The 11,965-nt window shown below is 46.4% G+C and carries 8 protein-coding genes; all 8 read left to right on the top strand.

Annotated features, from left to right (window positions below; translation table 11 throughout):
* The first annotated feature begins 97 nt into the window (after positions 1-97).
* On the top strand, positions 98-3,433 hold the full coding sequence (locus tag KUL49_RS15780) for an amidohydrolase family protein (protein ID WP_131137912.1): 3,336 nt from the start codon (positions 98-100) through the stop codon (positions 3,431-3,433).
* A 237-nt stretch (positions 3,434-3,670) separates the two neighbouring features.
* Complete coding sequence (locus KUL49_RS15785; RefSeq protein ID WP_039233996.1) at positions 3,671-4,216, top strand: hypothetical protein; 546 nt, start codon at positions 3,671-3,673, stop codon at positions 4,214-4,216.
* A gap of 22 nt (positions 4,217-4,238) precedes the next feature.
* Entirely contained in the window at positions 4,239-5,495 is a 1,257-nt protein-coding gene (locus KUL49_RS15790; RefSeq protein WP_014950954.1) for a hypothetical protein, read from the top strand.
* A 77-nt stretch (positions 5,496-5,572) separates the two neighbouring features.
* Positions 5,573-7,021: a hypothetical protein gene (locus tag KUL49_RS15795; RefSeq protein ID WP_131137913.1), complete on the top strand. Its 1,449-nt coding sequence runs from the start codon at positions 5,573-5,575 to the stop codon at positions 7,019-7,021.
* A gap of 11 nt (positions 7,022-7,032) precedes the next feature.
* On the top strand, positions 7,033-9,015 hold the full coding sequence (locus tag KUL49_RS15800) for an SUMF1/EgtB/PvdO family nonheme iron enzyme (RefSeq protein ID WP_131137914.1): 1,983 nt from the start codon (positions 7,033-7,035) through the stop codon (positions 9,013-9,015).
* A gap of 125 nt (positions 9,016-9,140) precedes the next feature.
* The gene (locus KUL49_RS15805) at positions 9,141-9,911 is read left to right on the top strand and encodes a MotA/TolQ/ExbB proton channel family protein (protein WP_014977564.1); all 771 of its coding nucleotides are present in this window, start codon (positions 9,141-9,143) and stop codon (positions 9,909-9,911) included.
* Positions 9,912-9,926: 15 nt separating this feature from the next.
* Positions 9,927-10,985, top strand: a complete 1,059-nt coding sequence (locus KUL49_RS15810) for a vWA domain-containing protein (RefSeq protein ID WP_039234006.1) — start codon at positions 9,927-9,929, stop codon at positions 10,983-10,985.
* Positions 10,985-11,935, top strand: coding sequence for a VWA domain-containing protein (locus KUL49_RS15815; RefSeq protein ID WP_014977566.1), 951 nt, complete (start codon positions 10,985-10,987; stop codon positions 11,933-11,935). Before KUL49_RS15810 ends, KUL49_RS15815 begins: the two co-directional genes overlap by 1 nt.
* Positions 11,936-11,965: the final 30 nt, after the last annotated feature.

An 11,965-nucleotide genomic window follows, 5' to 3' on the forward strand; every position in this document is an offset into this window, starting at 1 on the left:
AACCTTAGTTTTACAATTCAAGAGTACGTATCTTCATGTTAAGTCATGTACTCTGATGTAGACAGAAAATAAATAACAAGCGGTTGGAAACACAATTATGATAACGACAAAGAAAAGTTTACTGGCCATCACGCTAGTAAGCGCCCTGGGCTTGGGCGTCGCACCTACTTTATACGCCCAAAACGACAGTGAAGAAACAACAGAATCCGAGCTTGAAACGTGGGAAGTCAGCAACCCACCTTATGCATTAAACGAAGTCACTATCAAAACAAACGAAACCACGTGGTCTAGCTTAGACGTTGCACCAAACGGCGAGTTTATGGTTTTTGACATGCTGGGTGACTTGTACAAAGTGAGCATGAGTGGTGGCGATGCGACCCCGCTGACCCAAGACTTCGCATGGAATATTCACCCTTCAATTTCTCCAGACGGTAAACAGATCGCATTTATCTCGGATAAAGATGGGTTAAGTAACGTATGGGTTATGGACATTGACGGTAGTAATCTTCGTCAGGTAACCAAAGAGAAAAGCAATCTTATCCACTCTCCTAAATGGAGCCCAGACGGCGAATACCTAGTGGTAACCAAAGGCATCATGTCTAGCCGTAGTATTCCTGCGGGCGAGATTTGGATGTACCACAAATCAGGTGGTGACGGCCTACAAATTAAAGCTCGTAACAGCGGAAAGCGCGACCAACAAAACATTGCTGACCCTGTATTCTCTCATGACGGCAAGTATATTTACTTTACCGAAAATACGGTTCCGGGCGCCCGCTTTGAATATAACCGCGACCCGTTAGAAGGCATTTTTGCTATCACTCGCTACGACCGCGAAACCGGCGAAGAGAGCCGCTATATTAGCGGTACGGGCGGCGCTGTGGTTCCTACGCCTTCACCTGACGGTAAATACATCGCTTTTGTGCGTCGCGTTAAAGATAGAACCGCGCTTTTCATTAAAGACATCAAGACAGGTGTAGAAACACCACTGACGTTAGAACTAGAGCGAGATATGCAGGAAGGCTTTGGTTCGGAAGGTTACTTTGCCTACTTCGACTGGATGCCAGACAGCAGCGAAATCGTATATTGGACAGGCGGTAAGTTCCACACTATCAACGTGAAAGATAAAACCACCAGCACCATGGACGTGACCGTTGAAGGCACGGTGAAATTTGCCGATGCGTTACGCTTTAACGTAGATGTCGCACCTGATGAATTTAACGTTCGCATGATCCGCTGGTCTCAAATGTCGCCCAACGGTAAATCCGTACTCTTCCAAGCGTTAGGTAAACTTTATGTACGCGACGTTAAATCTGGCAAAATTAAGCGTTTAACGAAACAAAACGACCATGACGAATACTATCCGCGCTTCTCTAACGACGGAAAGTCGATTGTTTATACGACATGGAATGACCAAGACCTAGGCACCGTTCGCGTGGTTTCTGCTCGTGGCGGGAAAGGAAAGGTTATTACCCAGCAGCCAGGTCACTACATTGAGCCGTCGTTCTCTGCCGATGGCGAGAAAGTCGTCTTCCGCAAGTTTACGGGCGGCTACTTATTAGACCCCAAATACTCGGTTGAGCCAGGAATTTACGTAGCAGATCTTGAAGAAGACACCGTAGAAAAAGTCTCTGAGGGCGGCTACAACGCGCATTTCGCGGGTAACGACGACCGAGTGTATTTCACCGAATCAGCGGGCGGCGAAGCTTACTACGAAACCCAGCTTTCAAGCGTTAACCTTAAGGGTAACGACAAGCGAACTCACCTTTACGGTGCAGATAAAGTAAGTGAGTACAAACTTTCACACGATAAGAAATGGGTTGCGTTTGTTTACCAGTTCAAAACGTACGTGGCGCCGTTTGTCGAAAATGGCAAGCGCATCACCATAGGCCCGAACATGACCTCACTGCCGGTAACGCAGCTCTCAAGCCGTGCAGGTGAATACTTAACGTGGTCGCCTGACAATAGAACCCTTAGCTGGTTTAACGGCCCTACGCTATTTAGCCGTTCACTCGATGAAGCCTTTGCCTTTGTTGATGGCGCAAGGGAAACGCTGCCTGAGCCGGTAGCTGAAGGTATGGATTTGTCGTTTACCACTAAAGCTGACAAGCCATCTGGTTACAAAGCTTTGGTTGGCGGTAAAGTGGTAACCATGCGCGATGCCGACAACACCCAAGAGGTGATCGAAGATGGCGTTGTGCTGATTAAAGACAACCGCATTGAAGCAGTGGGTAAACGTGGTGATGTGACCATTCCTGATGATGCAATGAAAATAGACACCACGGGGAAAACCATTATCCCAGGGCTTGTTGATGCGCACGCTCACGGCTCGCAGGGCCGCAATGAGATTATTCCTCAGCAAAACTGGAGTCAGTACTCGAATGTGTCGTTCGGCGTAACAACCATTCATGATCCTTCAAACGACACGACAGAAATTTTTGCTGCGGCAGAATTACAGCGTAAAGGCGATATTGTTGCGCCACGTATCTACTCCACCGGCACGATTTTATACGGTGCAGAAGGACTAGGTTACAAAGCGATTATCAACAATTATGAAGATGCCTATTTCCACGTAGAGCGCTTGAAAGAAGCCGGTGCTATTTCAGTGAAAAGCTACAATCAGCCGCGTCGTGACCAGCGTCAGCAAGTGCTGTGGGCAGCAAAAAATCAAGAGATGATGGTAGTGCCTGAAGGAGGCGGTAAGCTTCAGCAGAATCTGACTATGTTGGTAGATGGCCATACGGGTCTTGAGCACAGCATTCCTGTGGAAAAAGGCTACAGCGACGTCACTCAACTGTGGAAAGCCACTGAGTTTGGCTATACGCCGACCTTTGTTGTGTCGTACGGCGGCATGATGGGTGAAGAGTACTGGTACGACAAAACTGAAGTCTGGAAGAACCCGCGTCTTCTTCGTTATACGCCGTCGACTATTCTAGATAGCCGTGCGATCCGCAGACCTACTGCGCCAGAAAATCAGTACAACCACCAAAACGTAGCAAGCTACGCCAAAGAGCTCCGAGATAATGGGGTCAGTGTACATATTGGTGCTCACGGACAGCGTGAAGGCTTAGCTGCTCACTGGGAGCTGTGGATCATGGAACAAGGCGGCTTTACGCCTTGGGAAGCGCTACGCGGCGGTACTATTGATGGCGCGAAACACCTAGGTATGGGCAAAGATTTGGGCAGTATCGAAAAAGGTAAACTTGCTGACCTAGTGGTGATTGATGGCGACGTATTAAGTGACATTAGAAAGAGTGAATTCGTAGAATACACTGTACTAAATGGACGCGTATACGAGTCGGCCACCATGAACGAAGTGGGCAGTAAGAAAAAACGCAAACCGTTCTTCTTTGAACAAGACAATGCCACCTTTATGCCGCAACAAACGGCAGATGATGTGGAAGCGAAAGCGCACCACTATCATTGGGAGCATTAATTCTGCGTCCAAAGGCCTGTAGTAATAAATAACATAAACTAGTAGGCCTTAATTAACCCAACGCTAAAGCCGACGAAAGCTTCCTGTTTCGTCGGCTTTTTATTTTCTGAATATGAAAACTTACCTGTGCATGTTTAAAACTGAGTTTAGTCTTAAGTAAAAGAGTGGTATAACTGCGTTAAGGATGGAGGGTAATATATGAACCACCCCAAATCAGATTAAAAGGACTTATTCGCCATGCAGTATTATTTGCCACTAGCATTACTGCTTAACGCACTCATTTTTGCTTCAGCTGGCGCTCAAACGAGCGAAGCCCCTACCTATTATCAAGATTGCGCTGTTCTCGATTTTGGCGAACAAGATCTATCTACGATGACAGAAGCGGAGAAAATACAAGCGTTAGACGACTCCTTATTTGGCGCGCTAAACCAAAGCGAAGAATGCATGAACGCAGCGGCGCAATCGAGCGCACAAAGCGTAGCTAGCGCGGCGGGTCAAGGTACAGGGCAAGGCGCTGGTGCGGGTAATACCTCGAGCACATCATCTTCGGGGGCAGGCGCTGGGCAGTCTAGCTCACAAAGCAGCACTGAGTCTCAAGAATCATCGACGAATACACAAACAACCACTTCAAGTTCAGATCCTTCAAAACAGTCTGTTGGAGGACAAGCGAAAGGTGGAAGTTCAGCGGTATGTGACGCCGTAATTGCCGGCTTGCAAGGAGCAACAACTGAGTCTGAAAAGGCGCATTTCCAAGCATTAAAAGAGCAATACGGTTGTAAATAAAAAATCAGAGGAAGGAAAGGATATGTCTTCATTTAAACCCAAGGCCCTATTTACCGTGGTCGCAACAGCATCGTTTATACTCTTGAGCGGATGTGGCTCAACGCAGACTAATGTCACCAGTGTAGGACCATCTATGGTAGGCCCAGGAGGCGGTCAGGCGTTAGGCGCACAAAAAAATACCTACAACTACAACTCCGAAATTTACATGGATGTTGCCATACCTGTATTTGACCCGGGCTTTCCAACAGAACGTGATGGCACTATCGATTACGATGAAATAGAAGAGGAAGGGATTTGGCCTCAAGTGCGTCGCTTAGAAGCTAACCGCTTTGCGATAGCAACCAAAGAAGCCCTAGGTGAAACCAAATCTTTCGGCAGCATTAACGTAACGCCAGATGCTTCTGCACTTGCCGATGTTTACGTGCTGGGCAAAATTAATTACTCAGATACTGAAACTGTAGAAATTGGCGTGAAAGTGATGGACGCTAAAAACACAGTATGGGGTGAAGAAGAATTTGAATACCGCGTAAGTGAAGGCTGGTATCGCGATGCCATGTCTCGCGGCGAAAACCCTAACGGCCCAGTTTTCGAGCAAATTGCAAAATTCGTTTATGATTTGCTTATAAAGAAATCCGATGCCTACAAGCAAGAAGTGCAAATGGTGTCAGACCTGCGCTACGCACAAATGTATAGCCCTGAGTCGTTTAGCCAATACCTTACTCAAGGCAGAAGAGGTGAGATTGAGCTAGTAAGTGCGCCTTCAGATAGCGATCCAATGCTTCGTCGCGTGCGCGCCATACAGGCAAAAGATGAACAATTTATAGATAGCCTTCAAGAAACCTATGATTCTTTTTGGGTAACCACTGAAGAGCCATACCGTAAGTACCAGAAAGAGACACTTCCTGAAGCCAAGAAAATCAGAGAACTTGAAGCAGAGCGCACCACACAACAAGTCACGGCAGGGTTATTCGCAGTCGCGTCAGTGCTTTTAGGCTCTAACTCTAGCTCAACGGCTGGTCAAGTAGCCGCTGCAGGTGCTGGTATTGCCGCAATTGGTACACTGAGCGAAGCAATCAAAACTAACAAAGAGCTTCACGCCCAACGGGATCTATTCGATGAAATGGGTCAAAACCTTGATATTCAGGTAGCCGATCAAATTGTTGAAATAGACAATCAACGAATTGAGCTTCAAGGCACAGCAAGCGAACAATACTACCAGCTTCGCGCTCGCCTTAAAGATATCTATGACATGGAATCCACACCAATGACTGCGCTATAAGCCCAGTCGTTGGTGTTATCAAAACCATTAAATAAGATATCTATTCTATTGTTAAGTTAGAGAGTAAAGGGTTACGCATGCCAAGCGTTGAGCAACAAATAGAGCAAAGCAGAGCAAAGAAAAAGGCACTCATAAAAAAGTCACTGCTCGGTTTTTCACTGGTCATGTTGATAGGCGTCGCAGGCGTGCTCCTTATCTCATATATGCCTACTGTCACATCGAACGTTACGGACGCCACGGATGACACAACAGCAGTACCCCAAACCGCAAAATCCACACCCGTTGCGGAAGTTAATGAAGAAGAACGAAAAGCCCTTCAAATGGCGCTTAGCGAGTCAAAACAAAGTGTAAACGACTTGGTTAGTCGCGTTTCACACTCCCAGATGTTCCTAGAAAAAGCGAGTGAAGTTGAGCGCAAGTTGAATAGCGCGTTTAATGAATATGGCGCGTCCAACTACAGCGCAGTTATGAATGCACTGGATGATATAAAGAGCTCAGTTGACACAATAAATACTGACTACGAAAACGCCTACACTCAACCTTATGAAGACGCCCTCCTTGCCTTCAATAACGGGAATATTTCAAGCGCGTTTAACCTAAACAAAACGTCGTTAACGATAAACCCTGATTTCGAAAAAGCTAACATTTTGCAGCAACGCATTGATGTATTTGACGAGGTGCAAGACGCCTACGAGCAGGCACGCATTGGTAAGGTCGAAAACAACATCAGCAAACAGCGCGAAGCGTACGCAAAAATAGTACAGTTAGATCCTGCCCGTAAGGACGCACAGCAAGCACTTGATGCTATTAACCGGCAATTGCAAGACAGCCGATTTGATACGCTGCTAGCTCAGGCAAATCGAGCTATCGAGCAAGGTGACTACCCTGCTGCCGCAGAATTCCTAAATGACGCCAAGAGCCTAAAAGCTTCAAGCAGTGAGCTTGCCACCATTAGTAAAAAGCTCGCGTCTTTAATTGCTTCACAAGAGCAGCAGAAAATTGAAAATCATGTCGCCTTGTTTGTCAGCGCAGATGAATGGCAAACCGTAAAGCTGCTAGCTAATAAAGGCCTCGCTAGCTTTCCAGCCAGCCCTGCTTTACTTGAGGCAAAACAAAATGCCGAAGCCATACTCGATGCAGAAAAAAGCTTGAGCGCTTACCAAAGGCGGCCAGAACGTTTATCGGATACCAACGTCAGAAATCTAGCCCTTAAAGACATTGCGCGAGCAGGTTCACATGCAGAAAAGAGCGCAAAACTGCGTGCCCAAATATCTTCGCTTGAGCAAGTGATCGACAATATCAATCAGCCCCGTTCCGTAACAATAACGTCGGATAACGATACCTATATTAAGGTACTTGGAGTAGGCCTCGTGGGGGAAGTAAAAACAAAAACCATACAGCTGAAACCTGGTACATATCGCATTGAAGGTAGCCGCGAGGGTTATCGCTCAACCATTCAAGAGATTGTAGTTTCACCGTCAGACACCAACCTATCAGTACATGTTGTATGTACTGAAAAAGTATAAGGACCTATCTAGTGAGCAGTATTGATGACGCCATTGCCAAAGGAAAGAAGCGAAGAAAGGGCGTTGCTATAGCTTCATTAATAGGACTGGCCGCCGTTCTCGTTGTTTATTTTGGCTGGCTGTTTCTTACCAAAGGTTATGCCTTTGCAGTTTCTCCAGAACGTGCAGCACAAAATCCGCAATTTGCTGTTTTAAGTGGTAGTGCGATGTTCATTAGTGACAAGCTTTACGTGTTTGGTAGCCATGCTGAAGTCCAGGTTTCGGCCCCAAAATATCAAGACGCCACGGTTGTTATTAACAACAACTCGCCAAGCACTATTAATGTTACGCTCGTTCCTTTACCGGCAAAAGTCACCCTATCAACCTCCCCTTCGTTGAGTGAAATAACCTGGCATTTAAACGCTGAGAAAGTAGCGGTATCGAGAACCTACGTAACGGAATTAAAAAAGGGCAGCTACAGAGCGAGCGCCAGTCATCCGCATTATGAAACGGGTGAGATCCAATTTGATGCAGATATCGCGCAGGAAATTGAACAAGTTATTTCACTTTCTCCAGTTAAGGGCGCAATTAGCATAAACTCAAGCCCTTCTGGTGCCAATGTCTCCCTTGACGGTAAAGATATGGGTGTCACGCCACTTTCTATTAATATGAATGGCGGTAAGTACGAAATTGTCGTGACGAAGTCAGGGCTAGAGCCATTGGAAGACACCATTGAAGTCACTAGCCAACGCCCTAACCCGACAAGAAACTACAACCTTCAACCCCTTCAAGCACAGATAACAGTTTCGACAGACCCTCAGGGCGGCGTACTTACAGTAAATAATAAACCGACTGATACAAGATCTCGTGTGGATGCGAATACGCCACATATCGTCAAGTATGAAAAAACCGGATTTATTTCACAAAGCCAGCGGATCACGCTAGCTCCCGGCGAGAACAAAGCGCTTACGTTCAACCTTCAAGAAGAGCGAGGACAAGTGAATATAAGCGCGTCGTTAAGTGCAAAAGTTTTCATCGACGGTTCGTCTAAAGGTCAAACGCCGCTTAATTTAACGCTTCAAGCTTTACCGCACACAGTAACATTCGAACGTGAAGGATATCGCAGTGTTACCAAGACTATTACACCTAGTGCAAACAAGCCGGTGAAAGTACACGCTGATATGCTTACAGAGTTTGAAGCAAGACGGCGTGAAGGTAAGCCGCTTTTTGCAAATACACTGGGTATTCAACTTTCGCTTGTTACACCCAAAGCCTTCACTATGGGCTCCCCTGCAAACGAAAAGGATCGCCAGCGTAATGAAACGCAAAGAGACGTATCTTTTTCGCGTAAATTCTGGATGTCTAATCACGAGGTTACTCAGGCGCAGTTCGCCGCGTTCGCAGGGAAAGGGCCTAGCAGCAAGCTACCGATCACGAATGTTTCGTGGAGTGATGCGGTTGCGTTTACAAATTGGCTAAGCGAGAAGGAAGGATTAACACCGTTTTATGTTGTTCAAAATGGCAGAGTAACCGGTATTGATAAAACCTCGAAAGGCTATCGTTTACCTACGGAAGCCGAGTGGGAATTCGTTGCAAAAATGAATCGCCGAGCATCACCAACAATCTTTGTTTGGGGTAATCAATTTAGGCTTCGCGATAAGCAAGGCAACTTCGCTGATGCGTCGCTAATTGGGAAACAGACCTTTATTTTAAAAGACTACGATGACGGATTTGCCGACAAAGCCCCTGTTGGTTCGTTCAAAGCTGAACGCGGTGGATTCTACGATTTAGATGGCAATGTGCGTGAGTGGGTCCACGATGTTTACCAGAATTCACCATCAAACCAGTCTGGTACTTTTGCCGACTACCTAGGCCCTGTTGGACAAGGTAAACACGTAGTAAAAGGCGCGTCGTTTCAAACGGGTCGGCTTAAAAATATTCGCGCAAGCGTGCGCAGCGGTGAGACTGAACCTGCTGACGATATAGGCTTTCGCATAGCGAGATACGAGAATTAATATGAAAAAGAAACTGATCATTGCTGCAGTATTGTTGGCCATTGCGGGCACCGCAAGTGCGTACTTTGTATCGTTAGATTCGCCGCAAGACTTTCCAACTAACATTTAACTATCAAGGAATGATGATGAATAAAGAGAATACGTTGTCAATGAACCCCAGCTTTCTTGTAAGTGGCGGGGTCTTTCTATTTATATTTGCCTTGGTACATTTCCTATTTGCCGGTGTCATTCGCCCCGCAGCCGAAAAAGTCATGGCAACGGCTGGCACAGCATCCCTATCCTCTTTCTGGGTTATTCTTAAAGATATCGAGCAACAGGTTTGTATCTCGCTGATGCTGTTTTGCATTTTCCTAATGGTTTACAAACTTTGGAAGCTGCTGGATGAAGAAGAGATTTACTCACGAGACTTACTGCCTGAGCACAACAAAGATACGCCACTAAATGTAGATAAAGCGTTAGATGAGCTTTCGTCTTCATCTTATAGCGACACCCCCGCATACAGCACGTGGATAAACTGCATTAGACGCTTTAAAAACACACAGAACGTGCAGCATGCTGCCGATGCAATCCACGCTTCGGTAGAAAATATTGCTGCTCAGCTTGAAAGTGGTAATAACGTGATTCGCTACATAATCTGGGCTATTCCTTCGATTGGTTTCGTTGGCACTGTTCGCGGTATTGGCGCAGCCCTTGCGCAAGCAGACGCAGCCCTAGATGGTGATATAGCGGGAATGACGGCTTCGCTAGGCGTTGCGTTCAACTCTACGCTCGTCGCGCTTTTTATATCGCTTATTCTAATGTTGTTAATGCACCTGTTAAATGGTCGCCAAGACACTATGGTAATTCGCACACAAGAGTCTTGTGAACACCACCTTCTGTCACACCTTCACAACTAATTAGGCGAGACAGTAATGCCTAAAGTGCGTAAAGCCGAAGACGGATTTAACCTGGCGTTTTTAGACGTTATGGCCTGTGGCCTTGGCGCGGTTATTCTTATTTTCATTCTGGTCGACTTTAAAGCGTTTACACCTACACCAACTGAAGAGAAAGAAAAATTAGAGCTGGAACTCGCCGCCGCAGAGCAAGAACAACAAAAACTCAAAAAGTCGATTGACGAGTTAAACGATAAAATTGCCCTTGAGTCGGCGAAGCAAGACGATGCTCAGCAAGCGCAAGCAGATACAACGCAAGACCAGTCAAAACTACTGCAAGACATGTCTACAGAAATGGCAGTAGTGGCTGATCTTGAAAACCAGCTAGCCGCATTGTCTAAAGAAGTAGAAAAGTCAGCCAACATTCAAATGCAAGGTACCGGCGAACAGAACTACATCACTGGCATGAAAATAGAAGGCCCAGAAATAGGTCTGCTAATTGACAAAAGTGCGTCAATGATGGGCGATAACTTGGTGGATATTTTAGGCAAGTTAGCGTTGAGTGATAGCCAGAAAGTCTCTACGCCGAAGTGGATACGCACCAAACGGGTAGCCCAATGGATGCTCGCGCGTGTTCCTTTAGAATCAAGAGTCACCGTAGTGACTTTTTCAGACACCGCTACCACACTAGGCCTTCGTGATGTAAATAGTGCCAAAGTCAGCGGTTCGATGAACGCAATAGTTAAAGACCTCGGTGCTGTCGTCCCCAATGGAGGAACAAACCTTCAAGAAGGTTTAAGCATTTTATTTAAGGCTAACCCAAACATCACCGATGTGTATATTGTCACCGATGGCCTTCCTACCTTGGGTGACGGACTACCTATGAGCTGCAAAAGCTTCATTAGCAGTAAAAAGTCAATTTCATCAGATTGCCGTAAGACCTTATTTGTTGAAACCGTTAAGCGCGCTAAGAAAGGCGTGCATTACAATGTGATTTTGCTGCCCATTGAGGGCGATCCTTTTGCTTCACCTATGTACTGGGAATGGACCCGCGCAACAAGCGGCACTTTCCTATCACCTGCTCCGGAGTGGCCTTAATGCGCAAAATTCAACGAGCTCCCGTTGAGGTATTCAACATTGCCTTTCTCGACATAATTTCCTGTGCTTTCGGCGCCGTAGTCATGCTGGTGCTTCTGGCCAAAAACGGCACTGAAGACACCGAGCGCGGCCCTAGTAACGTAAGCGTTCTTATTGACCAGGTATTACAGGCTCAAGTAGATGTGGAAACGCTCAAAGGCGCGTTGTCAGATAAGCAACAAGAACTGAAAGCAGCACAAAGCAAAACTGCTTCCGTCACGGAACAGAAAGACAATTTAGACTCATCGATACCACGCGCACAACAAACCATTAATCAACTGAAAGACAAAGCTTCGTCGCTGCGTAACGAAATACGCCAAGCAACCGCTATGTTAAATACGCCGAATCCGACAGATACCCCTGACGATGATGTTGGTGGAATTCCCACCGATGCTGAGTACGTTATTTTTGCTATCGATAACTCGGGTTCCATGTCCTCTGGCAGTGGTTGGAATCGCGTGATCACCATCGTAAACGACATTTTAAAAAACCATCCTAAAATGAAAGGTTTTCAGATTATGTCTGCTGACGGAAGCTTTATGTTTTCCAGTAGAGCTGGGCAATGGCTAGATGACAGACAAACAATGAGAGATACCGCAATGAGCCAAATGAAGAGCTTTAAAGGAGGGGCGAGTCAGCCTGAAGCGGGGATCCTTAAAGCCATCAAGCTGTATAAAAACACCAAGGGGCGCGTGAGTCTTTATGTGTTTGGTGATGATTATCAAAGGCCGAATTTAGATCAGATTGTAAGTCAGATTACCCAAGCTAACCAAGGTGCCAATGGACAGCCTGTTATTCGTATACACGGCGTAGGCTTTAGCCGAAGTAATGGAAACGCACAGCGCTTTAGTGCATTTATGCAGGCGGTAGCGAAGCGAAACCGCGGCGCTTTCATCGGCCAATATTTTTAGTCTCTATTGGCCGATGAATCGCCTCGTTGG

Source organism: Alteromonas sp. KUL17 (assembly GCF_006538305.1).
Taxonomy (GTDB): domain Bacteria; phylum Pseudomonadota; class Gammaproteobacteria; order Enterobacterales; family Alteromonadaceae; genus Alteromonas; species Alteromonas macleodii.

What these genes read in the sequence shown, in the direction of transcription:
- KUL49_RS15810 (WP_039234006.1), top strand. Translation starts at nt 9,927, where the DNA reads ATGCCTAAAGTGCGTAAAGCCGAAGACGGATTTAACCTGGCGTTTTTA.
- KUL49_RS15815 (WP_014977566.1), top strand. Translation starts at nt 10,985, where the DNA reads ATGCGCAAAATTCAACGAGCTCCCGTTGAGGTATTCAACATTGCCTTT.
- KUL49_RS15805 (WP_014977564.1), top strand. Translation starts at nt 9,141, where the DNA reads ATGAATAAAGAGAATACGTTGTCAATGAACCCCAGCTTTCTTGTAAGT.
- KUL49_RS15785 (WP_039233996.1), top strand. Translation starts at nt 3,671, where the DNA reads ATGCAGTATTATTTGCCACTAGCATTACTGCTTAACGCACTCATTTTT.
- KUL49_RS15790 (WP_014950954.1), top strand. Translation starts at nt 4,239, where the DNA reads ATGTCTTCATTTAAACCCAAGGCCCTATTTACCGTGGTCGCAACAGCA.
- KUL49_RS15795 (WP_131137913.1), top strand. Translation starts at nt 5,573, where the DNA reads ATGCCAAGCGTTGAGCAACAAATAGAGCAAAGCAGAGCAAAGAAAAAG.
- KUL49_RS15780 (WP_131137912.1), top strand. Translation starts at nt 98, where the DNA reads ATGATAACGACAAAGAAAAGTTTACTGGCCATCACGCTAGTAAGCGCC.